The organism is Comamonas sediminis (assembly GCF_041107495.1).
Lineage (GTDB): Bacteria > Pseudomonadota > Gammaproteobacteria > Burkholderiales > Burkholderiaceae_C > Comamonas > Comamonas sediminis.
In genome coordinates this window covers 74,939-99,103 of the sequence record NZ_JBGBDC010000009.1, presented here as the reverse complement: position 1 = coordinate 99,103, position 24,165 = coordinate 74,939, and the positions used below count along the sequence as shown (strand labels likewise).

Here is a 24,165-nt window from a genome sequence, read left to right as displayed (position 1 = left end):
GCAGGTCCGTCTCTGACACAGGGGGCGCCGGCAGGTCGCTACACTGGGCTGATCTTTCACTGCCAAGGAGAAGCCCATGCTCAACATCATGATCGCCGTCGACGGTTCGCCCAACTCGCTGCAAGCGGTACAGCACGGCGTGCAACTGGTGCAGCAGGGCCTGCGCGCCCATGTCGTGGTCGCCCATGTGCAAAAGGAAGCCAGCTTTCTGGAGCTGGCCACGCAGGATTCGGAGCTGATCGCCAACGCCAGCCTGGAGGCCGGCATGGACCTGGTCGCCCCGGCGCTCGATGTGTTGCGTCTGGCCGGTGTGTCCTATGAGGTGGAGATCCGGCTGGGCGACATCCATGCCACGTTGCTGGATATCGCCGAGGAGAAGGGCTGTGGCCTCATCGTGATCGGCGCCACTGGCGAGAGCACGCTGGGCAGTATCCTGATCGGTTCGGTCTCGCGCGAGGTGGCGCGCCACAGCCGGGTGCCGACCACGATTGTCAAGATGCCCGAGGTGCTGGAGACCGATGAGGCCGATGGCGACCTCAGCCAGGCCGATACCGCGATGTAATTCCCGCTGAGGGAAAGAGAGCCTGCGGACCAGGGCGGTCCGCAGGCTCTCTGTCATTGGGGGGTGGGTTTCAGCCGGCCACCTGCTCCGCGCGCTGGCCCACGATCTGCCGCAGCACCCCGAGCTGGTCATACAGCTCGCGCGCGGCATCCGCGCCCAACGGCGCCAGCAAATGCTCCAGCCACTGTTCGTGCGCCTTGGCCATGGCAGCGAACTGTTTTTTTCCGCTGCGCGTCAGGCGCACCGTCATCGATCGGCGGTCCTCGTCATCGGCCACCCGCTCCACCCAGCCTTCTGCCACCAGCTGGTCCGTCAGGCCGGTGATGTTGCCGCCGGTGACCATCAGGTACTCGGACAAGGTCTTCATGCGCAGGCCCTTGGGAAAGCGGCTGAGCTGGGCCAGGTAGTCAAAGCGCGGCAAGGTGGTGGCGAACTGGGTGCGCAGCTTGCTGCGGATCACCTGCTCGATCTGGGTGCTGCAGGTCATCAGCCGCAGCCACAGGCGCACGGCCTGGTGTTCATCATGGGCGAGACCGGCCTCGCGGCCAGCGACGCCGCCGCCAGTATCGGAGGGGGAATTGCAGAGGGTTTGCATGTCAGCCATGGCGCCCATGGTGCAGTACCGCAGGCGGCTCCAGTGATAGGGTAAGTTCGTATTTTAGTGAATTATTTATGCATCAATAATTTAGTTATAAAGTATTTTTCAGGACGATCCTGGCCATGAAAATTGTCTGCATAGGCGGTGGTCCCGCCGGCTTGTATTTCGCGCTGCTGATGAAGCAGATGGACCCCGCGCATGACGTGACCGTGGTGGAGCGCAACAAGCCCTATGACACCTTTGGCTGGGGGGTGGTGTTCTCCGATGCCACGATGGACAACATGCGCGAGTGGGACCCGGCCACGGCGATGCAGATCGAGCAGGCCTTCAACCACTGGGACGATATCGAGTTGCTGTTCAAGGGCCGCAAGATCCGCTCGGGCGGCCATGGCTTTGTCGGCATCGGCCGCAAGCACCTGCTCAACATCCTGCAGGCGCGCTGCGAGCAGCTCGGCGTCAAGCTGGTGTTCGAGACCGATGTGCAGTCCGACGAAGACTATGCCGATGCCGACCTCATCATTGCCAGCGATGGCGTGAACTCGCGCATCCGCACTAAATACGCCGAAGTGTTCAAGCCCGATATCGTCACCCGCCCCAACCGGTTTATCTGGCTGGGCGCCAACAAGGTCTACGAGGCCTTCACCTTTGACTTCGTGCGCACCGAGCACGGCTGGTTCCAGGCCCATATCTACCAGTTCGACGACAAGACCTCGACCTTCATCGTCGAGACCACCGAGGAGACCTGGAAGGCATGCGGCCTGGACACGGCCGACCAGGAGCAATCGATCGCCTTCTGCGAGAAGCTGTTTGCCGACAACCTGCAAGGCGCGCGGCTGATGACCAATGCCCGGCACCTGCGCGGCTCGGCCTGGATCAATTTTCAGCGCGTGGTCTGCGAACAGTGGTGGCTGCAAAACGCCAAGGGCAGCCATGTGGTGCTGATGGGCGACGCTGTGCACACGGCGCATTTCGCGATTGGCTCGGGCACCAAGCTGGCGATCGAGGATGCGATCGAGCTGGCGCGGCAGTTCCAGCAGCTGGGCGATGGCAAGGCGCAGATTCCTGCGGTGCTGGAGGCCTACCAGGCGCTGCGCCGGGTGGAGACCTTGCGCATCCAGAACGCCGCCTGGAATGCGATGGAGTGGTTCGAGGTCTGCGGCAAGCGCTACTGCGACCAGCTGGAGCCCGAGCAGTTCATGTACTCGATGCTGACGCGCAGCCAGCGCATCAGCCACGAGAACCTGCGCCTGCGCGATGCCGCCTGGCTCGGCGGTTATGAGGCCTGGCTGGCTGCGCAGAACGGGCTGGCGGTGCAGGCCAAGGCGCCGCCACCGATGTTCCTGCCCTATACCTTGCGCGGCCTGACCTTGAAGAACCGCATCGTGGTCTCGCCGATGGCGCAGTACTCGGCCGTCGATGGCGTGCCGGGCGACTACCACCTGGTGCACCTGGGTGCGCGGGCGATGGGCGGCGCCGGTCTGGTATTTGCCGAGATGGCCTGCGTCAGCGCTGAGGGCCGCATCACCCCCGGCTGCCCGGGCACCTACACCGAGGCACAAAAGCAGGCCTGGCAGCGCATCAGCGACTGGATCCACCACCACACCGATGCCAAGTTTGCAATGCAGATCGGCCATGCCGGCGCCAAGGCCTCCACCCGCCTGGCCTGGGAAGGTACGGACCTGCCATTGACCGAGGGCAACTGGCCGATCATCTCGGCCTCGCCCCAGCAGTACCTCGAAGGCGTGAGCCAGATCTCGCAGGCGATGAGCCTGGCCCAGATGGACGAGGTCAAGCAGCAGTTTGTGCACGCGGCCCAGATGGCCGCCGAGGTGGGTGCCGACTGGCTGGAGTTGCACTGCGCCCACGGCTATCTGCTGTCCAGCTTTATCTCGCCGTTGACCAACCACCGGGACGATGCCTATGGCGGCAGCCTGGAGAACCGCCTGCGCTACCCGCTGGAGGTGTTCCGGGCCGTGCGCGCCGTCTGGCCGCAGGAGCGGCCGATGTCGGTGCGCATCTCCGCCCATGACTGGGTGCCTGGCGGTATCACCCCCGATGATGCGGTAGAGATTGCCAAGGCCTTCAAGGCGGCAGGCGCGGACCTGATCGACTGCTCGTCCGGCCAGGTCAGCAAACAGGAAAAGCCGGTCTATGGCCGCATGTTCCAGACCCCGTTTGCCGATCGCATCCGCCAGGAGGCGGGCATTGCGACGATGGCCGTCGGCGCGATCAGCGAGGCCGACCATGCCAACTCCATCATCGCTGCCGGCCGCGCCGACCTCTGTGCGGTGGCCCGCCCGCACCTGGCCAACCCGGCCTGGACCTTGACCGAGGCGGCCAAGATTGGCTACACCGCCATCGCCTGGCCCAAGCCCTACTTTGCCGGCAAGCGCCAGATGGAGAGCCTGTTCGAGCGCGAGAAGGCCCAGCAAGCGGCCGCCGGCCACTGAGGAGCAAAGCAGATGGCGACGAACAGCTTGCAAGGACAACATGCGCTGGTGACCGGCGCCGGCCAGGGCATTGGCGAGGCCGTTGCGCGCCAGCTGCTGGCACAGGGCGCGCGGGTGACAGTGCTGGGCCGCCGGTCTGAGCCGCTGCAAAAACTGGTGGATGCCTTTCCGGGGCAGTGCCAGCAGGTGCTGGCCGATGTGGCGCAGGAGGCCGAGGTGGTGGTGGCCTTTGCGCAGGCCGTGGCCGCCTTTGGCGCTATCCAGATCCTGGTGAACAACGCCGGCCAGGCGCAGAGCGCGCCCTTCATGAAGACCGACGCCCAGCTCTGGTCGCAGATGCTGGCGGTGAACCTGACCGGCACGATGCTCTGCATGCAGCAGGTGCTGCCGGCGATGCAGGCGGCGGGCTATGGCCGCATTGTCAATGTGGCCAGCACCGCAGGCCTGACCGGTTATGCCTATGTATCGGCCTATGTGGCGGCCAAGCATGGCGTCGTGGGCCTGACCCGGGCGCTGGCGCTGGAAGTGGCGAGCCGCGGCATCACCGTCAATGCCGTGTGCCCGGGCTATACCGAAACCGATCTGGTCAAGACCAGCCTCGACCGCGTGGTGGCCAAGACCGGCCGCAGCCCCGAGCAGGCCCTGGCCGAATTTGTGCGCAACAACCCCCAGGGCCGCCTGGTGCAGCCGCAGGAGGTGGCCGATGCCGTCGTCTGGCTCTGCGGCAAAGGCGCTGGCGCAATGACCGGACAGGCCATTGCGGTGGCTGGCGGCGAAGTGATGTGAACCCCGAATCTGTGGAGACAGGCATGAGTGACTACCGAATCGACCCCGCGCTGGTGGCGGGCAACCACCAGCAGCTGGCTGGCTACCAGGCACAGCATTTTCTGTGGCAGGTCCATGCCGGCGTGGCAACGATCACGCTCAACCGGCCAGAGCGCAAGAACCCGCTGACCTTTGATTCCTATGCCGAGCTGCGCGACCTGTTCCACCGCCTCAAGTGGGCGCAGGATGTGAAGGCCGTGGTGCTGGTGGGCGCCGGTGGCAACTTCTGCTCGGGTGGCGATGTGCATGAAATCATCGGCCCGCTGGTGGCCCTGAAGGCGCCCGAGCTGCTGATGTTCACCCGCATGACGGGCGAGCTGATCAAGGCCATGCGCGCCTGCCCGCAACCCATCATTGCCGCCGTCGATGGCATCTGTGCCGGCGCGGGCGCGATCATGGCGATGGCCTCGGACCTGCGGCTGGGCACGGCGCGCAGCAAGACGGCGTTTCTGTTCAACCGCGTGGGACTGGCCGGCTGCGACATGGGCGCCTGCGCCTTTCTGCCGCGCATCATCGGCCAGGGGCGCGCCAGCGAGCTGCTCTACACCGGCCGCAGCCTGGGCGGCGAAGAGGGCGAGCGCTGGGGCTTTTTCAACCGCCTGGCCGAGCCCGAAGCGCTGCTGGAGCAGGCGCAGAAGATGGCCGCCGACCTGGTCGCTGGCCCCAGCTTTGCCAATGGCATCACCAAGACCATGCTGCACCAGGAGTGGGCGATGACCATTGACCAGGCGATCGAGGCCGAGGCGCAGGCGCAGGCCATCTGCATGCTGACCGAAGACTTCAAGCGCGCCTACGAGGCCTTTGTGGCCAAGCAAAAGCCGCAATTCCAGGGGAACTGACATGGCCGACACCCGTTACCTGCAATGGCCGTTTTTTGAGCCGCGCCACGCCGAGCTGGCGCAGACGCTCGATGCCTGGGCCGCCCGGCATGTGGCCCATGTGCACAGCGGTGACACCGACAGCGATTGCCGCGCGTTGGTGCAGGCGCTGGGCCAGGCGGGCTGGCTGCGCCATGCAGTGGCTGGCGAGGCGCATGGCGGCGCGGCCGCCCAGATCGACACCCGCGCCATCTGCCTGATCCGCGAAACCCTGGCGCGCCACAACGGCCTGGCCGACTTTGCGTTTGCAATGCAGGGGTTGGGCTCGGGCGCAATCAGCCTGGCGGGCACGGAGGCGCAGAAGGCGCGCTACCTGGGCCGGGTCGCACGGGGCGAGGCGATTGCGGCCTTTGCGTTGTCCGAGCCCGATGCCGGATCGGACGTGGCCGCCATGGCCTGCGCCGCCCGCTTGGACGGCGACCACTATGTCATCGACGGCGAAAAAACCTGGATCTCGAACGGCGGCATTGCCGACTTCTATGTGGTGTTTGTGCGCACCGGTGAGGCACCGGGCGCGCGCGGCATCTCCGCGCTGATCGTGGACGCGGATACGCCTGGCCTGGAGATTGCCGAGCGCATCGATGTGATCGCGCCGCACCCGCTGGCGCGGCTGCGCTTCAGCGGCTGCCGCGTGCCGGTGGGCCAGCGCCTTGGCGCGGCGGCCGAGGGCTTCAAGCTGGCGATGCGCACCCTGGATGTGTTCCGCACCTCGGTGGCGGCCGCAGCGCTGGGCTTTGCCCGCCGTGCGCTGGACGAGGCCTTGCAGCGTGCCACCAGCCGCCGCATGTTCCAGGGCGTGCTGGCCGATTTCCAGCTCACCCAGGCCAAGCTGGCGCAGATGGCCACGCAGATCGACAGCGCCGCGCTGATGACCTACCGCGCCGCCTGGCAGCGCGACCAGGGCCAGAGCGTGACCAGCGAGGCGGCGATGGCCAAGATGACCGCGACCGAGAACGCGCAGCAGGTGATCGATGCGGCGCTGCAGATGTGGGGCGGCCTGGGTGTCGTCAGCGATCAGCCGGTCGAGCGCCTGTACCGCGAGATCCGCGCACTGCGCATCTACGAAGGGGCGACCGAGGTGCAGCAACTGATCATCGCCCGCGAGCTGCTCAAACAAGTGGCGCCCACCGCGCCTTGACCACTGACCAGTACCTGGACTCCGGTCCTGGTTTCCGCCTTCAGCCTGGAGTTTGCGAGATGTCTGCCACGCCCTATACCGCGCATATCGACCGCTTTGCCGCCACGCATCTGCCGCCGCCCGAGCTGCAGCCGGAGTACCACTTTGACCTGCCCGAGCTGCAGTTCCCCGAGCGCCTCAACTGCGCCGCCGAGCTGCTGGACCGCCATGTGGCCGAAGGCCGGGGCGAGCGCCTGTGCCTGCAGGCCCAGGGTGTGCGCTGGACCTATGCCGAGCTGCAGGCCCAGGCCAACCGCATTGCCAACGTGTTGACCGCGCAGATGGGCCTGGTACCCGGCAACCGCGTGCTGCTGTGCGCGCCCAACAACCCGATGATGGTCGCGAGCTGGTTTGCCGTGGTCAAGGCGGGCGGTATTGCAGTGGCGGCCATGCCGCTGCTGCGCGCCAAGGAGCTGGGCACCATCATCGAGATCGCCCAGATCAGCCATGCGCTGTGCGATGCGGCCTTGCAGGCCGAGGTGCAGGCGGCGCAGGCAGCGCAGCCCTGCTTGCAGGCGGTGCGCTATTTCAATGGCGCGGGCCTGCCGGCTGCGCAGGCGCTGGAGCCGCTGATGGCCCAGGCTTCGCCGCATTTCGACACGGTGCAGACAGCGGCGACCGACACCTGCCTGCTGGGCTTTACCTCGGGCACCACCGGGGTGCCCAAGGCGACGATGCACTTTCACCGCGATGTGATGGCCATCTGCGCCTGCTGGCCCCGCCATGTGCTGCGGGCCGAACCCGATGACGTGTTCATCGGCAGCCCGCCGCTGGCCTTTACCTTTGGCCTGGGGGGACAGGTGCTGTTCCCGATGGCGATTGGCGCCTCGATGGCGCTGCTGGAGAAGGCGGGACCGGCGCAGCTGGTCGATGGCATCGAACAATTTGGCGCCACGGTGGTGTTCACCGCGCCGACCTCGTACCGCGTGATGGCCCAGCAGGGCGAGCGGTTGCGCCAGACCCGGCTGCGCAAATGCGTGTCAGCCGGTGAGGCCTTGAATGCCTCGACCCGTGCGTTGTGGAAAGCCGCGACCGGCATCGAGATCATCGACGGCATCGGCTCGACCGAGATGCTGCACATCTTCATCTCCCACCGCGAGGACGAGGCGCGGCCCGGCGCCACCGGCCGCGCCGTGCCCGGCTACCGTGCCAAGGTGGTCGATGAGCAGGGCCAGGAAGTGCCGGCCGGCACGGTGGGCAAGCTGGCCGTGCAGGGCCCCACCGGCTGCCGCTACCTGAACGACAGCCGCCAGACCCAGTATGTGCATGCAGGCTGGAACCTGACCGGTGACGCCTATGTGATGGATGCGGACGGCTATTTCATTTACCAGGCCCGCACCGATGACATGATCATCTCCTCGGGCTACAACATCGCCGCGCCCGAGGTCGAAGACGCCTTGCTCGCGCATGCGGCGGTGGCCGAATGCGCGGTGATCGGCCTGCCCGACAGCGAGCGCGGCCAGATCGTCAAGGCCTTTGTGGTGCTGCGGCCGGGCTTTGCGGCCGATGCGGACATGGTCAAGACCTTGCAGGATTTCGTCAAAAGCACGGTCGCGCCCTACAAATACCCACGGGCCATGGATTTTGTCGCGCAGCTGCCGCGCACGGCTACGGGAAAACTACAACGGTTTCGGCTGCACAGCCCGGCATAGTAGCGGCTCGTTAGATTTTTTTGGCACACCAACCAGGGAACCAGCATGAAGCGTCATCCTTTGCATCGCAGTCTTGTGAGTCTGTCCATCGCGCTGCTGTGCGCCAGCAGTGCCAGTGCGGCCGACCAGGTCAAGGTGGGATTGCTCAGCACCTTGTCCGGGCCCGGCGCGGGTCTGGGCACCGATATCCGCGACGGCTTCCAGCTTGCCGTCAAGCACATGAACGGCAAGATCGGCAACCTGCCTGCCGAGGTGGTCGTGGTCGACGACCAGCAAAACCCCGAGGTGGCCAAGCAGACGGCCGAGCGCCTGCTCAAGCGCGACAAGGTGGATTTCATGACCGGCACCGTGTTCTCCAACGTGATGCTGGCGGTGGGCCCGGCCGCGTTCCAGAACAAGACCTTCTTCATCAGCCCCAATGCCGGGCCGTCACAGTATGCTGGCGCCCAGTGCAACCCGTATTTCTTCAATGTCTCGCAGCAAAACGATGCGCTGCATGAGGCGGCTGGCCAGACCATGCAGGACAAGGGCTTCAAGCGCGTGGCGCTGATTGCGCCCAACTACCCGGCAGGCAAGGATTCGATCGCGGGCTTCAAGCGCTTCTACAAGGGCGAGATCGGCATGGAGACCTATACCTCGCTGAGCCAGCTGGACTATGGCGCCGAGATCTCCAAGATGCGCGCGGCCCAGGTCGATGGCGTCTACATCTTTCTGCCCGGCGGCCTGGGCGTGAACTTCATCAAGCAGTTTGTCGGTGCCGGCCTGTCCAAGGACATCACCCTGTACGCCCCGGGCTTCTCGGCCGATGAGGACGTGATCCGTGCGGTGGGCGACTCGATGCTGGGCACCTTCAACACCTCGCAGTGGGCGCATGACCTGGACAATGCCGCGAACAAGAAATTCGTCGCCGACTTCCAGAAGGAGTTTGGCCGTACCCCCTCACTCTACGCATCGCATGGCTATGACGCCGCGCGCCTGATGGATGCGGCGGTGCGCGACGTCAAGGGCAAGCTCGATGACAAGGCGGCCTTGCGCAAGGCCATCGAGGCGGCCAAGTTCGAGTCGGTGCGGGGCAGCTTCAAGTTCAACAGCAACCATTTCCCGGTGCAGGACTACTACCTGCGTGTGGTCACCAAGGACAGCCAGGGCAAGCTGACCAACCGCACGGTGGGCACGGTGTTCAAGAACCACCAGGATGCCTACGTCAAAGACTGCAAGATGCCGTCCTGATCGATGAACACCATCCTGATTCTTGAGCAGCTGCTCAACGGCCTGCAGTTCGGCTTGATGCTGTTCCTGCTGGCCGCCGGCCTGACCCTGGTGTTCGGCATCATGGACATGATCAACCTCGCCCATGGCTCGCTCTACATGATCGGCGCCTACCTGGTGGCCAGCTTCAGCCAGGCCATCGGCTCGTTCTGGCTGGGCCTGGGCCTGGGGGTGCTGGCTACCGTGGTGGTGGGCGTGCTGCTGGAGTACACGATCCTGCGCCGCCTCTACCACCGCGACCACCTGTCGCAGGTGATGGGCACCTTTGCGATCCTGCTGATGAGCAACGAGATCGTGCGCATCATCTGGGGCGCGCAGCCGCTGATGCTGAACCCGCCGGCTGCGCTGGCCGGGCCGGTGATGTTGATGGATGGTTTTTCCTACCCCGCCTACCGGCTGCTGATCATCGGTGTGGGCCTGGCCGTGGCCTTGCTGCTGTGGCTGTTGGTGACCCGCACGCGCTTTGGCATGCAGGTACGCGCTGGGGCGGCGAACCGCGAGATGGCCACGGCGATGGGTGCCAATGTGCGCCGGCTGTTCACCCTGGTGTTTGCGCTGGGCGCTGCGCTGTGTGCGGTGGCCGGCGGCATGCTGGGGCCGCTGCTGGCGGTGCAGGTGGGCATGGGCGAGAGCATTCTGATCCTCGCGTTTGTCGTGATCGTGATTGGCGGCATCGGCTCGATCCGCGGCGCGCTGCTGGGCGCCTTGCTGGTGGGCCTGGTCGACACCGCCGGCCGCACCCTGGTGCCCTTGTTGTTTGACAGGGCCTTGGGCCCCGAGGTGGCGGCCAACGCTGGCCCGGCCGTGGCCTCGATCCTGATCTATGTGCTGATGGCTGCCGTGCTGTTCTATAAACCCCAAGGTCTGTTCCCCGCCCATGACTGACACCACCGCCCCCCAGGCCGCTGCGGCCCAGGCCACGCCAGCGGCGCAGCCCAGCGTCTTCGACCACCGGCTGCAGCCCCGGCTGGTGCTGCCTTTGCTCGCGCTGCTGATCGCCTTTCCGCTGATCGCCCAGGCGATGGGCGAGGACTTCTACATCGGCGTGGCCAGCCGGGTGCTGGTGTTTGGTCTGGCGGCCGCCAGCCTCAACTTCATCCTCGGCTTTGGCGGCATGGTGAGTTTTGGCCATGCGGCTTTTGTCGGGCTGGGCGCCTATGCCGTGGGCCTGCTGATGCAGCAGGGCGTGACCTCCGCCTGGCTGGCCTGGCCGCTGGCGATGCTGATGGGCGCGGCGTTTTCGCTGCTGGTGGGCGCGATCAGCCTGCGTACCCAGGGCGTGTACTTCATCATGATCACCCTGGCCTTTGCGCAGATGCTGTACTACCTGATCATGTCGTTCAAATCGCTGGGTGGCGATGACGGCATGTCGCTGCCCGGCCGCTCGGAGATGGGTCTGGGCCTGGATCTGGCGCAGGATGCCACCTTCTACTATGTGGTGCTGGCGCTGGTCAGCATCAGCCTGCTGCTGATGGCGCGGGTGCTCAATGCCCGCTTTGGCCATGTGCTGCAGGCCATCAAGGAGAACGAGACCCGCATGCAGGCCATTGGCTTTCCGGTCTACCGCTACAAGCTCGTGGCCTTCACACTCGCCGGCGCCTTTGCCGGGCTGGCCGGCGCGATGCTGGCCAACCAGGGCAGCTTTGTCGGCCCCGGCATGCTGCAGTGGACCCAGTCCGGCATTCTGCTGATCATGGTCATCCTCGGCGGTGTCGGCCATCTGTATGGCGGGCTGGTTGGCGCAGCGGTGTTCCTGCTGCTGGAAGAAGTGCTGGCTGCCTATACCGTGCACTGGCAGCTGGGGCTGGGCGCCGTGCTGCTGATCGTGGTGCTGGTGGCCCCCAATGGTTTGCTGAGCCTGCGGCGCGGCATGTGGAGCAAGCGATGAGCATGTCCCCTATGCCCAGCCCTTTGTTGCAGGTGCAGAACCTGGTCAAGCGTTTTGGCGGCCTCACGGCCACCGACCATGCCAGCTTTGCGGTGCACAGCGGCCATATCCATGCGTTGATCGGGCCTAACGGCGCTGGCAAGACGACCCTGATCCACCAGCTGTCGGGGGCGCTGGCGTCCGATGCGGGCCAGATCCTGTTTGCCGGCGAGGCGGTGGAGCGCAAGCCCATGCCTGCGCGGGTGCAGGCCGGCCTGGTGCGTTCCTACCAGATCACCAGCATCTTCAAGCGCCTGACGGTGCTGGAGAACATTGCACTGGGCGTGCAGGCGCGCGATGGATCGAGCTGGCGCTTCTGGCGCCCGGCACGCAGTGAAAGCGCGCGCTATGCGCAAGCGGCCGAGGTGGCCGAGCGCGTAGGCCTGGCTGCCCAGCTGCAGCACACCGCGGGCTTGCTGGCACACGGCGAGCAGCGCCAGCTGGAGGTGGCACTGGCACTGGCCACACGGCCGCGCATGCTGCTGCTCGATGAGCCGATGGCAGGCATGGGGCCTGACGAATCCGAGCGCATGGTGCAGTTGCTGCTGCAGCTGCGCCAGGACACGACCATTCTGCTGGTGGAGCACGACATGGATGCGGTCTTCCGCCTGGCGGACCGCATCTCGACCCTGGTGTTTGGCAAGGTGATTGCCACCGGCACAGCCGACGAGATACGGCGCAACCCGGATGTGCGCCGCGCCTACCTGGGCGACGAGGCTGCAGAGGAGGCCGCCTGATGACTGCATTGCTGGAAGTGGAAGCCTTGGAGACTTGCTACGGCAGCAGCCAGGTGCTGTTTGGCATGCACCTGCACATGGCGGCGGGCGAGGTGGCGACCTTGCTGGGCCGCAATGGCATGGGCAAGACCACCACCGTGCGCAGCCTGCTGGGCATGACCCCCGCGTCGGCCGGCACGGTGCGGTTTCGTGGCGAGCGCATCGAGCACCTGCCCGCGGACCGCATTGCGCGCATGGGCATGGCGGTGGTGCCCGAGGGCCGGCAGATCTTTGCCAACCTGACGGTGCAGGAAAACCTGCAGGCCTTTGCGGCCAACCGCAATGCCTCGGAGAACCCCTGGTCGCTCGACCGCGTCTACCAGCTGTTTCCGCGCCTGGCCGAACGCGCCGGCAACCCCGGCAACCGGCTCTCGGGCGGTGAGCAGCAGATGCTGGCCATTGGCCGGGCGCTGATGACCAACCCGCATCTGCTGATTCTGGACGAGGCCACCGAAGGCCTGGCGCCGCTGATCCGCGAGGAGATCTGGCAGTGCCTGGCGGCCTTGCGTACACAGGGTCAGGCGATTTTGGTGATCGACAAATACGTCAAGCGGCTGATGGCGCTGGCTGACCGGCACACCTTGATCGAGCGCGGCCAGGTGGTGTGGCAGGGCAGCTCGGCCCAGCTGGAAGCGCAGCCCGCGCTGTGGCAGCGCTATATCGGGGTCTGACATGGCAGCCTTGACCTGGCCCGAGAACGGCGCCGTTTTCCGCGTGGCCACCGGCATCCGCTTTGCGCAGTGCGACCCGGCAGGCATTGTGTTTTATCCGCAGTACCTGGTGCTGTTCCAGTCCCTGGTGGAGGACTGGTTCAACCAGGCGCTGCACTACCCCTATGCCCAGATGCTGGGGCCCGAGCGTACCGGGCTGCCCATCGTGCACCTGGCCTGTGATTTTCGGGCCATTGCCCGCATGGGCGACGCGGTGCAACTGGAGCTGGCCGTGCTGCGGCTGGGCAGCCGCTCGCTGCAGTTGGCGCTGCGCTGTGCCGGCGATGATGGCGCGGTGCGGGCGCTGGCCCACCAGGTGCTGGTGTTCACCAGCCTGGACAGCCATGAAGCCATCCGCATTCCCCCGGCCATCCAGGCCCGCATCGCGCGCTGGATGGCGGCGGAATGCACCGTCTGAGATTTGTTCGCTAAAGGAGGCGCAATGCAAGTACTACTTCCCCCAGGTTGGCCCCGGCCCAAGGGCTATGCCAATGGCGTGATGGTCAGCGGCCGGCAGATTTTTGTCGCCGGCATGATTGGCTGGGATGCGCAAGGGGTGTTCCACACCGATGACCTGGCCGGCCAGGTGCGCCAGGCGCTGCAGAACATTGTGGCGGTGCTGGAAGAGGGCGGTGCCAAGCCCGAGCACATTGTGCGCATGACCTGGTACATCACCGACAAGCAGGCGTATATGGCCCAGCAGGCGGAGATCGGCAAGGCCTACCGCGAGCTGATTGGCAGCTTCAACGCCGCGATGACGGCAGTGCAGGTGGTCGCCTTGATCGAGGATCGGGCCAAGGTGGAGATCGAGGTCACCGCCGTGGTGCCCGATGCCGGCTGAGCAGACCATGGCCGCCAGCACGCCACCCAGGCTGTACCGCGATTTTGAATCGCAGGCACAGATTGATGCGCAGTACGACACCACGCGGCCGGTGGCCGACCCGGCGGCTGCCCGCCAGCATTTTGCCGAGCGCAGCGCCCAGGCGCGTGCGCAACTGCGCTGCGTGCTGGATGTGCCGTTTGGCCCGACCTTGGCAGAGACGCTCGATATCTTCCCTGCAGCGGACGGGGCACCCGCGCCGGTGTTCGTGTTTCTGCATGGCGGCTACTGGCGGGCCAATACCTCCAAAGAGTTCAGCTGCGTAGCCCTGGGGCCGCAGGCGCTGGGTTTTTGCACCGTGGTGGTGAACTATGCGTTGTGCCCGCAGGTCAGCATTGATGAAATCGTGCGCCAGTGCCGCGCCAGCCTGGCCTGGGTGCTGCGCCACATTGCTGCCTATGGCGGCGACCCGGCGCGGGTGGTGGTGGGCGGGCATTCTGCCGGTGGCCAGTTGGGTGCGATGTGCCTGCAAACACGCTGGGCGCGCGACTATGGCCTGCCCGATGACCCGCTGCGCGGCGCGCTGCTGGTCAGTGGCCTCTATGACCTTGCACCGCTGCGTTACAGCTATCTGCAGCCGATGATCCAGCTCGATGAGGGACTGATTGCCCGTAACTCGCCCGCTTTTGCGGCCAGGCGCTGCGCCAGCCCCATGCACCTGGTCTGGGGCGGGCGCGAGCAAACGGAGTTTGAACGCCAGTCACTGCTGATGCACAGCGCCTGGCTGGCAGCGGGCAATGTGGCCGAGCAGGCCGCGCTGGCCGACTGCGACCATTTCACGGTGCTGCATGGGCTGGAAGATCCGCAGTCGGATCTGTGCCAGCGCTTGTGGCGACTGTCTAACTGAAGATCCTCTTGGGAAACAGAAAACGTCTGCAGCGCAGACGTTCCCTGTTTAGAAGTCCAGCAGGCTGAAGCCCAGCGAGAACACCGTCCGCTTGTAGTTGTAGTCGATCAGGCTGTCACCATAGCCGTGGAAGACCTGGGCATGCAGGCGCAGGTTGCTCTTGCCGCCCATCCAGCCATCACCCAAGGTATGCATCCATTCCACGCGGCCGGAGCCCTTGCCGTGGCCGTTGAGCGAGCCGCGCGCCGTCACACCCATCCAGTTGCGCTGGTTCACGTTCCAGCCCAGTTTCAGCTCGCTGCGGCCGATGTAGTTCTGGATATTGGGGTTGTTGTCGTCTTCCGCACTTTCGTTGATGCGGTGCCAGATCTTCGCCTGCAGCTGCAGGCGGTTGTCCAGCTCGAAACCGGTCATCAGGTAGGTGCGGTTCCAGCTGCGCGAGAGCGGGTCGCTCTGGCCATTGGACTGGTGCTCCAGGCCAATGCCGCTGTAGCGCCAGCGCCAGCCAAACGGCAGCTGGGCGGTGGTCGGGTAGACGTAGAAGATCTCGGGCTGGTGGTCGGTGGTGCGGAAAGGGCGCGACAGGTCCGAGTTGAATACCTGCCAGTACGACAGGCCCGTGTAGCCAATCCACAGCGAATCACGCAGCTTGCCGTTGGGGTCCGTCAGCAGGTTTTGCGCCAGCTTGGTGCGCACCGACAGCTGGATGCGCATCTCCTGCTTCTGGTAGTCCGTCTCGGTCGTGGCCGAATTGACGGGGTTGAGCGAGCTGGGCTGGCGGTTGACCTTGTCGCCGACGGCAAACGATACCGACAGAGGGCGGTAGCCACGGAAGCTGAAGGTGCCGCAGTCGGTACCGGCCTCGAGTTCCCAGAAGCGCGACATCTCGGTGTAGCCGTCGTTGCGGCAGCCACCGATGGGCGCGGGCGCGGGTGCGTCTGCGGCGGCCAGCGCACTGGCCGGAGGGGTCAGGCCGACCATGGCATTGGCCGAGGCGGCAGGCGTGGTGGCCACGGCCTGCCCTTGCGGGCTGGCCAGGGGCTGCTGCGACTGCTGCTGCGCCCATTGGTCAAAGCAGGCCAGGCGGGCGTTGCCGTCGCTGAGCGCGGTGCACTGCTGCCACACGGTTGCGGCAGGCGCCGAGCTGCTGGCAGCGGCCGGGGTTTGCGCGAAGCTGCCCAGCGGCAGACCGGCCATCAGCAGGCTCGCCGCCAGCGGGGCTGGCGAGCGCAGAAATTTTGTTGTTGTCATGGTCGAGGAAGGAGAGGTAGGACGCGTGGCTGGGACGGCTGCGCGGTTGTCCATTATTGCGGCGATTAAGGCGTTTTCGATGGCTTGCGCATGACGAATGCGTGGCTGTTGTCGTTGGCATCCAACCATTCGCCCCGGATCTCGCGGCCGCAGCTGCCGTCGACCACTTCGCCCAGCCAGCTGCCCGAGACTTTTTTGCCATCTGCGGACTCTTCCATCGTCAGCTTGCCCTTGTCCACATCACCGACGACGATGGCCGTGCCGCCGGGCCGCTGGATCTGCCCTTTGACGGTGCCGTTCCATTCGGGGTGGGGCGCCAGCTGCAAAGTTACGGGACCGGGCAGGCCGGGCAGTTCGGCCTGCCACAGGCCCAGCAGCTCGGGCTGCTCCATCTGCATGGCGGTAGGACAGGCGGGGCGGGTGGCTGGGGCGCTGGTGCAGGCGCTGGCCAGTGCAGCGCAGAAAGCGCTCAGGATCAGGGTCTTGGTCATGGATACTCAGTTCGAATCAGGGCTGGTGGCGGCGCTGCTCTGGGCCTTGCGCGCGAACTCTTCGCGCAGTTTGCGCAGTTTCTCGCGCGGGTCTTCGCGGGCGGTGCTGCTGTCCAGGCCCATCTCGGCGATGAAGCGGCTGGGCAGCGCAGAGACCAACTCGCGCCCTTTTTTGCGCCGCTTGGTCCAGCTCACGGCCAGTGAGCGCTGGGCACGCGTGATGCCGACATACATCAGGCGGCGCTCTTCCTGCAGGCGCTGTGCGGTGTCGTCGCTGACCTTTTGCTGGCGGCCATCATCGTCGTCGAGCTTGAAGGGCAGCAGCCCTTCGTTGACGCCGATCAGCATCACATGCGGCCATTCCAGGCCCTTGCTGGCATGCAGGGTGGACAGGATCACCATGTCCTGCTCCTTCTCGCGCTCGCTGATGGTCGACAGCAGCGCGATGGTCTGCGAGACTTCGAGCAGGCTCTTGGACTCGCTCACCGTCGTGGTGTCGGCCGCCGTCGTGGTCTGGCCACCGGCGCGCTGGGCCATCCAGTCGCAGAACTCCAGCACATTGGTCCAGCGGGCGGCAGCGACCTTTTCGCTGTCTTCGGCGTCATAGAGATGCTGCTCGTAGCCGATCTCCTTGAGCCAGTCGAGCAGAAAGGCCAGTGATTCCTCGGCCCCCCGGGTCTGGCGGGCGCGGTATTCAAGGTCGTTGATGTAGCGGCCAAACTCCAGCAGGCTCTCGCGCCCCTTGGCGGGCATCGCGTCTTCCAGCATGGCATTGAACAGCGCACCAAACATGCTGCAATGGTGGGCCTTGGAGAACTCGCCCAGCCGGCCCAAGGTGGTATGGCCGATGCCGCGCTTGGGGTTGGTGATGGCGCGCAGAAAGGCCGGATCGTCGTCGTTGTTGATCCACAGCCTGAACCAGGCGCAGAGGTCGCGGATCTCGGCGCGGTCGAAAAAGCTGGTGCCGCCCGAGACCTTGTAGGGCACATTGGCCTTGCGCAACGCCTTCTCGAAGGGTTTGGCCTGGTGGTTGGCGCGGTAGAGGATGGCGAAATTCTTCCAGTCCGGCGGCGGGTTGGCCGCAGCGCGCAGGCTCAGGATGCGGGCGACGGCACGCTCGGCCTCGTGCTCTTCGGAGTCGCAGTCGACAATGCGCACCGGCTCGCCCTCGCCCAGCTCGGAAAACAAGGTCTTGGGAAACAGCTTGGGATTGGGCTGGATCACATTGTTGGCGGCACGCAGGATGGCGCTGGTCGAGCGGTAGTTCTGCTCGAGCTTGATGACCTTGAGCTGGGGGTAGTCGACCGGCAGCTTCTTGAGGTTGTCCAGGGTCGCGCCGCGCCAGCCGTAGATGCTCTGGTCGTCATCGCCCACGGCGGTGAGGTGGCCGCGCTCACCCACCAGCAGCTTGAGCAGCTCGTATTGGGTGGCATTGGTGTCCTGGTACTCATCGACCAGCACATGGCCCAGGTTGGTCTGCCATTTGGCTCGGACCTCGGGGTGGTCGCGCAGCAACCGCAGCGGCATGCCGATCAGGTCGTCAAAGTCCACGCTCTGGTAGGCGGTCAGCCGCTCGTCATAGCGCTGCATCAGCACGGCAATGGCGCGCTCGTTGTCATCGGCGGCCTGGGCCAGTGCCTCCTTGTAGTCGAGGCCCATGTTCTTCCACTTGCTGATGGTCCACTGCCACTGGCGTGCGGTGGCCACATCGGCGGTGCCGCCGGCCGCGTCCTTGAGGATGCCGACCACATCGTCGCTGTCGAGAATGCTGAACTGCGGCTTGAGCCCCAGCACATGGCCGTCCTCGCGCACCATCTTCACCCCTAGCGCATGGAAGGTGCAGACCAGCACATCCTTGGCCTGGCGGCCGATTAGGCTCTTGGCGCGCTCGCGCATTTCGGAGGCGGCCTTGTTCGTGAAGGTGATCGCGGCAATCTTGCGGGGCGCCATGCCGGTCTCGATCAGACGGGCGATCTTGTGCGTGATCACCCGGGTCTTGCCCGATCCGGCGCCGGCCAGCACCAGGCAGGGGCCCTGGGTGTAATGCACGGCTTGTAATTGAGCGAGATTGAGACCAGCGGCCATGGTGGCGGAAGAACCTTTGCAGATCAATAAGGAAAGCGCAGAAGAATAGCCGCAACTGCGCGCGGCTGCAGATTCAGGCCTTTGGTTTTCATAGATTTGCTTACATAAAAAACCACAGTCGGCCTGTAATTGTCAATGAATGTAGAGCAGATGGTAAAACGTGCGGAGAAAAGCTTGCGTCTGACGAGCAAGCTTCTAGAATGCCGATAGCATTGCTTCTGCCAAGTGGCAAACCTTATAAATTAAGACAATAAAAGTGTAAATTAATCGCCATGCAGACCGCCGGTATTTCCGCAGAATTGCTCACTCCCAGCAGCCGCCACCGCTTTGAGCAGCTGTATGGCGTGGCGTCGCGCAAATCGGTGCTCCCATGGAAGGAAGTGCCGCGGGATCGCGCCCAGCTGATTGTGCTGGACCAGGGCATGGCCGATGCGATCTCGTCGCTGGGCAAGGCGCCCTGCGTCGTCTGCATCGGACAGGTCAAGACCGCGATGCTCGACGGTGCCACCTGGGTGGGCCGGCTCGATGCGAACTACACCTTGAGCGATCTGATCGACATGTTCGACCGTGCGGCAGTCTTCCTGCTCGACTGGGATGCGCGCAACAAGGTCATGCGCAAGGAGTCGGAGCAGTCCGCTGCGCAGCCTGCCGCCGCTACCCCACAGGAGTTCCGCTACCAGCTCAAATCCTGGGTATCCGTAGGCGCACCTTTCAACACCGGGGCCTGCATCCGTGCGCTGGCCCTGCTGTCGCGCGAACCCGTGTCCATTGCCCAGCTGTGTCTGCACAGCGGGCTCGATACGATGGTGGCGCGAGGCCTGCTGGTGGAGCTGGGCCGCCGCGGCGTACTGCGCGGCGTCGCGCTTCCGGCAATTCCCGCCGCTTCTTCCCCCTCCCATCCCCGTGAGCCGCTACACTCCAAAGGATTGCTCAGCCGTTTAGGGCGATGGATACGAGGGGGAGGTAAGCCGGGATGAACCAAGAATCAGGTGGAACAGGGCCGCACAAGATGCCGCGCATTGCGCTGTGCGGGCCCATGGGCATTGGCAAGACGACCGCAGTGCGCTCACTGTGCGGTGCGCTGATGTCCAGCTCCGATGTCCGCAACCTGGATCTGGCGACCCATAGCAAGGAACTCACCACGGTCGGCACCGAGTTCGGCGAGATCGATCTGGGCGGTGGCGAAGTGGTGCAGATCTGCGGTTGCCCGGGCCAGGAGCGTTTCAGCTTTGTGCGCCAATGGGTGCTGTCCGTGTCGATGGGTGTGTTCATCATGACCGATGTGAACAGCCCCCACAGCCTGGCCGAGACCAACCGCATTCTGGACGAAATCCGGCAGCTGCCGCGCCCACCTGTTGCGCTGGTGCTGAGCGCACGTCCGGCAACAACACAACAAATTGAAACATTCGCCCAAGGCGTGTATTCTGCGGGCCATGGGGTGATTCCCGTTCTGGAAGCCGATCCACGCGACCGTGGGCAGCTGCTGGATGCGATGAGCGTCCTTGTTTCCATGCTGTCTCTGCAAAGCGAGAATTCATGACTGCATCTCAACCTCTGATCCCTGCCCAGGTCGTCAAGGCAGGCCAGCAGGCCCTTGATAGGTATATTGGCCCTGTTGATGGTGTACGCGTGGCACTGCTGAGTACGCCCGATGGATTTGAAATTGCGTCGTTGCGCACGAACAGCGAGCTGCAGCTCAATCGCCTGTCGGCGATGGCGGGATCTCTGATGGCGATGGCTCGTGCCGTGGGCCGGGAGATCAACCACACCGGCTGCAAGCGGCTGACCTTTGAGACCGAGACCGGCGTGGTCGTGTTCCAGTCGGTTACCTCCGAGTTTCCTTGCATCCTGTGCATGGTGCTCGATACCAATGCGATCCTCGGTCGTGTGCTGTGGGCAGCCGCCGAGGTGGGCGCCGAGATGAATAAAGTCTGACAGCGTGGGGCCGTTCCAGGCCCCGGCTGTGGATAACCACTGAGGCGCCGCACTGGCCGCCTGCAGTGGTCACGATAATCCGCCAGTGTGCAAAGGGGGAGTGAGATGGCATCGGTTCAAGAAGCGTTGACGCAACTTTTGACGGTCGATGGCGCGATGTGCGCCGCGTTGGTCGACAGTGGCAGCGGCATGCTGCTGGGCAGTGCGGGATCCGGTCTGGATCTGGAGCTGGCAGCGGCGGGCAACACCGAGGTGGTGCGGGCCAAGCTCAAGACGATGAAATCGCTGGGCCTGCAGGACTCCATCGACGACATCCTGATCACGTTGGGCTCGCAATACCACATCATCCGCCCGGTAGCGCAGAAGGAAGGCCTGTTCCTGTACCTGGTGCTGGACAAGCAGCGCAGCAACCTGGCACTGGCCCGGCGCAAATGCGCGGAAGTGGAAAAACTGGTGACGATCTAAGTTTTTAAGATCGTTCCAGGCGCTGATACGGCTTTCTGCCGGATCCGGGCCTGACAAGACCGTCCCTGCGCATGGCCGGTCTTTTCTTTTAGGGGGCGGGCGCATCGCTGCCGGTCCCTCTCGCTACATCTGCGCTGGCGCATTCTGGGCACAATCGGGCCGTGCTGTCCGTCTTCCTCGTCACCTTTCCATTCTTTGCGCTGGTGCTGTGCGGCTTTGCGGCCACGCGGCGCGGCATCTTCCCGCTGCCAGCGATTGCCGGCGTGAATGCCTTTGTGCTGTACTTTGCGCTGCCCTGCATGCTGTACAAGGCCGGCTCCTCGCTGCCCTTTGCGCAGCTGATGAACCTGCCCATTCTGCTGCTGTATGTGCTGTGCCAGTTGCTGCTGGTGGCCGGCTGCGTGGCGGGCGCGCGCCTGCGCGGCATGGACTGGAACAACAGTGCCTTTGGCGCCCTGGTGACGGCCTTTCCCAATACCGGTTTCATGGGCCTGCCGCTCCTGGTGGCACTGCTGGGCGAAGCGGCAGCCGGCCCGGCGATCGTGACCATGCTGGTGGACATGGTGTTCACCACCTCGCTGTGCCTGGCACTGTCGCGCATGGATGGCGCCGCAGGCAATGCGCGGGCAGCGTTGCTCAAGGCGCTCAAAGGTGTGCTCACCAACCCCATGCCCTGGGCCATCCTGCTGGGCGCGCTGGCCTCGTTCATGGAGTGGAAGCTGCCCCAGGCGCTGGACCAGACCGCTGGCCTGCTGGGCAGCGCTGCGACACCGGTGGCGTTGTTTGCCGTGGGCGCGGTGCTGGCCCGCTCGAAGATGGTGGAGGAAGAGTACGCCACGCCCGCCAGCTATGTGCCGCTGGCGCTGGTCAAGCTCTTCGTGCATCCGCTGCTGGTGCTGGGCCTGGGCCACGCCGCCATCGCCGCAGGGCTGCCGATCAACCGTTTTGCGTTGCTGGTCGTGGCGCTGGTGGCGGCGTTGCCGAGCGCCAGCAATGTCACCCTGCTGGCCGGACGCTATGGCGCCCACAATGGGCGCATTGCGCACATCATCCTGGTCAGCACTGCGCTGGCCTTTGTCAGCTTTTCGGCGGCGGTCAGCTGGCTGGTCTGAGGGCTTTGCGCCGCGTTTCAGATGGCCTGAGGGTCGACATCGACCAGCCAGCGCACCAGACCCTTGTGCTCCGGGTGCGCGCGCAACCAGTGCAGGCAGGGCTGCCAGGCACGCAGGAACTGCTGCAAGGCCTTGCGTGACGGACTTTCGATCAGCATCTGGGCCCGCTCCACGTTGGCGACCCGCTGCATGGACAGCGGAATCGGCGGGTAGACAAAGACCTCGCTGCCTTCCAGCAGCTGCTGGCTCTGCGCCAGCTCCGAAGCGGCGCGCAAAAAGGCCTGGGCTTCCTGTTGCGAGCGGGCATCGGCGCGGATGATGGCCTGGTGGGCAAACGGGGGCATGGCTGCATCGCGCCGCTCCTGGAGCTGCTGGGCGGCAAAGCCGCTGTAGTCCCACTGGCGCAGGGCCTGGTAGACGGCATGCTCGGGCTGCTGCGTCTGCAGCCACATCTCCACCGCGCTGCCCTGGGCGGCGACATAGGCGGCATCGCGCCCGGCGCGGCCGGCGGCCTGCAGCAGCAGCGAGAACAGCCGCTCGGGCGCACGAAAGTCGCTGGACATCAGCGCATCATCGGGCTGCACGGCGGCGACCAAGGTCACGCGCCGGAAATCATGGCCCTTGGCGACCATTTGCGTGCCGACCAGCACGTCGACATCGCCGGCATGCACATCAGCCATTTTTTCTGCCAGCGCGCCTTTTGCCTTGGTGGTGTCGGCATCGATGCGGGCGATGCGGGCCGGCTGGCCGTCGGGGCGCTGCACATTGCGCAGCAGGCGCTCCAGTGCTTCTTCGAGCTGCTCGGTGCCTTTGCCCAGCGGCAGGATGTCCGGGTTGCCACAGCTGGGGCAGGCCAGTGGCACGCGCTGGCTGTAACCGCAGTGGTGGCAGCGCAGCGTACGGTCCACCTTGTGGAAGACCTGGTGCGCGCTGCAGTGCGGGCAATCGCTTTTCCACCCGCAGTCACCGCAGAACAGCACGGGCGCAAATCCGCGCCGGTTGAGCAGCACCAGCGCTTGCTCGCCGCGCTCCACGCGCTGCGTGATGGCTTGCACAAGCGCGGGTGAGAACAGTGTCTGGCGCGGCTGCTGGCGCATATCGACGAGGCGCAGCCGGGGCATCTGCCCGGCGCCAATGCGGCTGGGCATGGCCAGCCGCAGGTAGCGGCCGCCCGCATCCTTGCCGCTGGCAGGGCGGCTGGCCCACCAGCTCTCGAGCGACGGGGTGGCCGAGCCGAGGATCACCTGGGCTTGCAGATCATGGCCACGCCAGATGGCCAGGTCGCGTGCCGAGTAACGCGCCCCTTCCTGCTGCTTGTAGCTGGCGTCATGTTCTTCATCGACGATCAGCAGCTGCAAATGGGGCATGGAGGCAAACACAGCCATGCGCGTGCCCAGCACGATGCGGGCCTGGCCGGTGTGGGCCGCGAGCCAGCTTTTGAGGCGTTGCGCTGCGGTCATCCCGCTGTGCATGCTGACGACCGCGTCGGGGCCCAGCGTCGCTGAAAAGCGCGCCTGGAACCGCGCTTCCAATTGCGGCGTGAGGTTGATTTCCGGCACCATCACCAGAACCTGGGCGCGGGGATCGCGCTGCAACAAGGCCTGCGCCTGGTGCAGATAGACTTCGGTCTTTCCGCTGCCTGTGCTGCCAAAAAGCAGAAAAGGTCCTGTATTTTTATCTATCTGGGCACAAACTTCCATCTGCTCCTGGCTCAAGGCCAGGGCTTGGTCGGCAGCGATATCATCGCTCGGAGCCTTTTTCTTGCGTTTGAGGCGCCGCGCCCATTGCTCCACGGTCAGGTCTCGCAACGCCGGAGGCAGCGTTGCAATCGCCATTTCACCCAAACTGCGTTGGTAATAACGGGCCGCAAAATGCACTAAACGCAGCCAACTTTCGGGCAAGGGGGCGATGGCTTCGAGCACTGCGGTGATGGGCTTGATCTTTTCCGGGTCGCCAGCAAAAGCGGTGTCGATGCCCCAGACGACCCCCATCACTTCCCGCTTGCCCAGGGGCACCCGCACCAGGGTGCCCGGGGGCAATGGCTGGTCGGCGCAGTAGGTGAGCAGTTCACTGGCCGCGCTGATGGCGCTGTAGGCGGGCGTGTGGACGGCGATGGACAGCAGAATCAAGGCGCAAGGATCAGTGGTGCGGGGGAGCTCCGAGTGTAGCGACTGGCCCGGCATGGCACTGCCCCAGTTCACACAGGTGCCCGAGCCTTCCAGTACGGTGTTTATCCTGATTGCGCCCGGGGGTACGGCCACCCGGTAACAAACCA

At 65.1% G+C, this 24,165-nt stretch carries 24 protein-coding genes; 19 read left to right on the top strand and 5 right to left on the bottom strand.

Features of this window, described 5'->3' with window-relative positions; translation table 11 throughout:
- Window positions 1-76 precede the first annotated feature (76 nt).
- Complete coding sequence (locus AB7A72_RS19575; RefSeq protein WP_312416980.1) at window positions 77-562, top strand: universal stress protein; 486 nt, start codon at window positions 77-79, stop codon at window positions 560-562.
- A gap of 70 nt (window positions 563-632) precedes the next feature.
- On the opposite strand, the gene AB7A72_RS19570 is transcribed toward AB7A72_RS19575, so the two are convergent.
- Window positions 633-1,166 (bottom strand): MarR family winged helix-turn-helix transcriptional regulator, encoded by a 534-nt coding sequence (locus AB7A72_RS19570; RefSeq protein WP_312460662.1) that lies wholly within the window; start codon window positions 1,164-1,166, stop codon window positions 633-635.
- Between the two features lie 116 nt (window positions 1,167-1,282).
- On the opposite strand from AB7A72_RS19570, the gene AB7A72_RS19565 reads away from it, so the two are divergent.
- From AB7A72_RS19565 to AB7A72_RS19505, 13 genes are read left to right on the top strand one after another with little or no spacing between them, the layout of a single operon-like run.
- Complete coding sequence (locus tag AB7A72_RS19565) at window positions 1,283-3,610, top strand: bifunctional salicylyl-CoA 5-hydroxylase/oxidoreductase (RefSeq protein WP_369460891.1); 2,328 nt, start codon at window positions 1,283-1,285, stop codon at window positions 3,608-3,610.
- A 12-nt stretch (window positions 3,611-3,622) separates the two neighbouring features.
- Window positions 3,623-4,396 (top strand): SDR family NAD(P)-dependent oxidoreductase, encoded by a 774-nt coding sequence (locus AB7A72_RS19560; protein WP_369460890.1) that lies wholly within the window; start codon window positions 3,623-3,625, stop codon window positions 4,394-4,396.
- A gap of 23 nt (window positions 4,397-4,419) precedes the next feature.
- Window positions 4,420-5,274, top strand: a complete 855-nt coding sequence (locus AB7A72_RS19555; protein WP_239810537.1) for an enoyl-CoA hydratase family protein — start codon at window positions 4,420-4,422, stop codon at window positions 5,272-5,274.
- A gap of 1 nt (window position 5,275) precedes the next feature.
- Window positions 5,276-6,451: an acyl-CoA dehydrogenase family protein gene (locus tag AB7A72_RS19550; RefSeq protein ID WP_369460889.1), complete on the top strand. Its 1,176-nt coding sequence runs from the start codon at window positions 5,276-5,278 to the stop codon at window positions 6,449-6,451.
- Window positions 6,452-6,510: 59 nt separating this feature from the next.
- Window positions 6,511-8,142, top strand: a complete 1,632-nt coding sequence (locus AB7A72_RS19545) for a benzoate-CoA ligase family protein (protein ID WP_369460888.1) — start codon at window positions 6,511-6,513, stop codon at window positions 8,140-8,142.
- Between the two features lie 45 nt (window positions 8,143-8,187).
- A complete protein-coding gene (locus AB7A72_RS19540; protein WP_312460682.1) occupies window positions 8,188-9,372 on the top strand; it encodes an ABC transporter substrate-binding protein in 1,185 nt (394 codons plus the stop codon).
- Window positions 9,373-9,375: 3 nt separating this feature from the next.
- Window positions 9,376-10,296, top strand: coding sequence for a branched-chain amino acid ABC transporter permease (locus tag AB7A72_RS19535; protein WP_312417005.1), 921 nt, complete (start codon window positions 9,376-9,378; stop codon window positions 10,294-10,296).
- The gene (locus tag AB7A72_RS19530) at window positions 10,289-11,299 is read left to right on the top strand and encodes a branched-chain amino acid ABC transporter permease (RefSeq protein WP_369460887.1); all 1,011 of its coding nucleotides are present in this window, start codon (window positions 10,289-10,291) and stop codon (window positions 11,297-11,299) included. The genes AB7A72_RS19535 and AB7A72_RS19530 overlap by 8 nt, the downstream gene beginning before the upstream one ends.
- Entirely contained in the window at window positions 11,296-12,075 is a 780-nt protein-coding gene (locus AB7A72_RS19525; RefSeq protein WP_369460886.1) for an ABC transporter ATP-binding protein, read from the top strand. Before AB7A72_RS19530 ends, AB7A72_RS19525 begins: the two co-directional genes overlap by 4 nt.
- Window positions 12,075-12,785 carry an ABC transporter ATP-binding protein gene (locus AB7A72_RS19520; RefSeq protein ID WP_369460885.1) on the top strand — a complete coding sequence of 237 codons (711 nt, stop codon included), beginning with the start codon at window positions 12,075-12,077 and terminating at the stop codon, window positions 12,783-12,785. Before AB7A72_RS19525 ends, AB7A72_RS19520 begins: the two co-directional genes overlap by 1 nt.
- Window position 12,786: 1 nt before the next feature.
- Window positions 12,787-13,242 carry an acyl-CoA thioesterase gene (locus AB7A72_RS19515; RefSeq protein ID WP_369460884.1) on the top strand — a complete coding sequence of 152 codons (456 nt, stop codon included), beginning with the start codon at window positions 12,787-12,789 and terminating at the stop codon, window positions 13,240-13,242.
- Window positions 13,243-13,266: 24 nt separating this feature from the next.
- A complete protein-coding gene (locus AB7A72_RS19510; RefSeq protein ID WP_239810546.1) occupies window positions 13,267-13,665 on the top strand; it encodes a RidA family protein in 399 nt (132 codons plus the stop codon).
- A 7-nt stretch (window positions 13,666-13,672) separates the two neighbouring features.
- A complete protein-coding gene (locus AB7A72_RS19505) occupies window positions 13,673-14,551 on the top strand; it encodes an alpha/beta hydrolase (protein ID WP_369460883.1) in 879 nt (292 codons plus the stop codon).
- Window positions 14,552-14,599: 48 nt separating this feature from the next.
- Here AB7A72_RS19505 and AB7A72_RS19500 read toward each other — a convergent pair whose 3' ends face one another.
- The 3 genes from AB7A72_RS19500 to AB7A72_RS19490 all read right to left on the bottom strand — a co-directional run bounded on the left by AB7A72_RS19500 (window position 14,600) and on the right by AB7A72_RS19490 (window position 18,378).
- Window positions 14,600-15,802 (bottom strand): phospholipase A, encoded by a 1,203-nt coding sequence (locus AB7A72_RS19500; protein WP_312835695.1) that lies wholly within the window; start codon window positions 15,800-15,802, stop codon window positions 14,600-14,602.
- Window positions 15,803-15,867: 65 nt separating this feature from the next.
- Entirely contained in the window at window positions 15,868-16,293 is a 426-nt protein-coding gene (locus tag AB7A72_RS19495; RefSeq protein WP_239810549.1) for a hypothetical protein, read from the bottom strand.
- Between the two features lie 6 nt (window positions 16,294-16,299).
- Entirely contained in the window at window positions 16,300-18,378 is a 2,079-nt protein-coding gene (locus AB7A72_RS19490) for an ATP-dependent helicase (protein WP_312417026.1), read from the bottom strand.
- 299 nt (window positions 18,379-18,677) lie between these two features.
- Between AB7A72_RS19490 and AB7A72_RS19485 the strand changes: the two genes are divergently transcribed.
- From AB7A72_RS19485 to AB7A72_RS19465, 5 genes are all read left to right on the top strand, one after another.
- Window positions 18,678-19,355, top strand: a complete 678-nt coding sequence (locus AB7A72_RS19485) for a hypothetical protein (protein ID WP_369460882.1) — start codon at window positions 18,678-18,680, stop codon at window positions 19,353-19,355.
- A complete protein-coding gene (locus AB7A72_RS19480) occupies window positions 19,352-19,918 on the top strand; it encodes a GTP-binding protein (protein WP_369460881.1) in 567 nt (188 codons plus the stop codon). The genes AB7A72_RS19485 and AB7A72_RS19480 overlap by 4 nt, the downstream gene beginning before the upstream one ends.
- The gene (locus AB7A72_RS19475) at window positions 19,915-20,313 is read left to right on the top strand and encodes a roadblock/LC7 domain-containing protein (RefSeq protein WP_239810553.1); all 399 of its coding nucleotides are present in this window, start codon (window positions 19,915-19,917) and stop codon (window positions 20,311-20,313) included. Before AB7A72_RS19480 ends, AB7A72_RS19475 begins: the two co-directional genes overlap by 4 nt.
- A gap of 105 nt (window positions 20,314-20,418) precedes the next feature.
- Window positions 20,419-20,778, top strand: coding sequence for a hypothetical protein (locus AB7A72_RS19470; RefSeq protein ID WP_239810554.1), 360 nt, complete (start codon window positions 20,419-20,421; stop codon window positions 20,776-20,778).
- 161 nt (window positions 20,779-20,939) lie between these two features.
- Window positions 20,940-21,890, top strand: coding sequence for an AEC family transporter (locus AB7A72_RS19465; RefSeq protein ID WP_369460880.1), 951 nt, complete (start codon window positions 20,940-20,942; stop codon window positions 21,888-21,890).
- 17 nt (window positions 21,891-21,907) lie between these two features.
- On the opposite strand, the gene priA is transcribed toward AB7A72_RS19465, so the two are convergent.
- Window positions 21,908-24,073 (bottom strand): replication restart helicase PriA, encoded by a 2,166-nt coding sequence (priA, locus tag AB7A72_RS19460; protein ID WP_407065005.1) that lies wholly within the window; start codon window positions 24,071-24,073, stop codon window positions 21,908-21,910.
- Between the last annotated feature and the right edge of the window lie 92 nt (window positions 24,074-24,165).

Excerpts from the sequence above, each read along its gene's own strand:
- AB7A72_RS19575 (WP_312416980.1), top strand. The coding sequence starts at position 77 with ATGCTCAACATCATGATCGCCGTCGACGGTTCGCCCAACTCGCTGCAA.
- AB7A72_RS19570 (WP_312460662.1), bottom strand. The coding sequence starts at position 1,166 with ATGGCTGACATGCAAACCCTCTGCAATTCCCCCTCCGATACTGGCGGC.
- AB7A72_RS19565 (WP_369460891.1), top strand. The coding sequence starts at position 1,283 with ATGAAAATTGTCTGCATAGGCGGTGGTCCCGCCGGCTTGTATTTCGCG.
- AB7A72_RS19560 (WP_369460890.1), top strand. The coding sequence starts at position 3,623 with ATGGCGACGAACAGCTTGCAAGGACAACATGCGCTGGTGACCGGCGCC.
- AB7A72_RS19555 (WP_239810537.1), top strand. The coding sequence starts at position 4,420 with ATGAGTGACTACCGAATCGACCCCGCGCTGGTGGCGGGCAACCACCAG.
- AB7A72_RS19550 (WP_369460889.1), top strand. The coding sequence starts at position 5,276 with ATGGCCGACACCCGTTACCTGCAATGGCCGTTTTTTGAGCCGCGCCAC.
- AB7A72_RS19545 (WP_369460888.1), top strand. The coding sequence starts at position 6,511 with ATGTCTGCCACGCCCTATACCGCGCATATCGACCGCTTTGCCGCCACG.
- AB7A72_RS19540 (WP_312460682.1), top strand. The coding sequence starts at position 8,188 with ATGAAGCGTCATCCTTTGCATCGCAGTCTTGTGAGTCTGTCCATCGCG.
- AB7A72_RS19535 (WP_312417005.1), top strand. The coding sequence starts at position 9,376 with ATGAACACCATCCTGATTCTTGAGCAGCTGCTCAACGGCCTGCAGTTC.
- AB7A72_RS19530 (WP_369460887.1), top strand. The coding sequence starts at position 10,289 with ATGACTGACACCACCGCCCCCCAGGCCGCTGCGGCCCAGGCCACGCCA.
- AB7A72_RS19525 (WP_369460886.1), top strand. The coding sequence starts at position 11,296 with ATGAGCATGTCCCCTATGCCCAGCCCTTTGTTGCAGGTGCAGAACCTG.
- AB7A72_RS19520 (WP_369460885.1), top strand. The coding sequence starts at position 12,075 with ATGACTGCATTGCTGGAAGTGGAAGCCTTGGAGACTTGCTACGGCAGC.
- AB7A72_RS19515 (WP_369460884.1), top strand. The coding sequence starts at position 12,787 with ATGGCAGCCTTGACCTGGCCCGAGAACGGCGCCGTTTTCCGCGTGGCC.
- AB7A72_RS19510 (WP_239810546.1), top strand. The coding sequence starts at position 13,267 with ATGCAAGTACTACTTCCCCCAGGTTGGCCCCGGCCCAAGGGCTATGCC.
- AB7A72_RS19505 (WP_369460883.1), top strand. The coding sequence starts at position 13,673 with ATGGCCGCCAGCACGCCACCCAGGCTGTACCGCGATTTTGAATCGCAG.
- AB7A72_RS19500 (WP_312835695.1), bottom strand. The coding sequence starts at position 15,802 with ATGACAACAACAAAATTTCTGCGCTCGCCAGCCCCGCTGGCGGCGAGC.
- AB7A72_RS19495 (WP_239810549.1), bottom strand. The coding sequence starts at position 16,293 with ATGACCAAGACCCTGATCCTGAGCGCTTTCTGCGCTGCACTGGCCAGC.
- AB7A72_RS19490 (WP_312417026.1), bottom strand. The coding sequence starts at position 18,378 with ATGGCCGCTGGTCTCAATCTCGCTCAATTACAAGCCGTGCATTACACC.
- AB7A72_RS19480 (WP_369460881.1), top strand. The coding sequence starts at position 19,352 with ATGAACCAAGAATCAGGTGGAACAGGGCCGCACAAGATGCCGCGCATT.
- AB7A72_RS19475 (WP_239810553.1), top strand. The coding sequence starts at position 19,915 with ATGACTGCATCTCAACCTCTGATCCCTGCCCAGGTCGTCAAGGCAGGC.
- AB7A72_RS19470 (WP_239810554.1), top strand. The coding sequence starts at position 20,419 with ATGGCATCGGTTCAAGAAGCGTTGACGCAACTTTTGACGGTCGATGGC.
- priA (WP_407065005.1), bottom strand. The coding sequence starts at position 24,073 with ATGCCGGGCCAGTCGCTACACTCGGAGCTCCCCCGCACCACTGATCCT.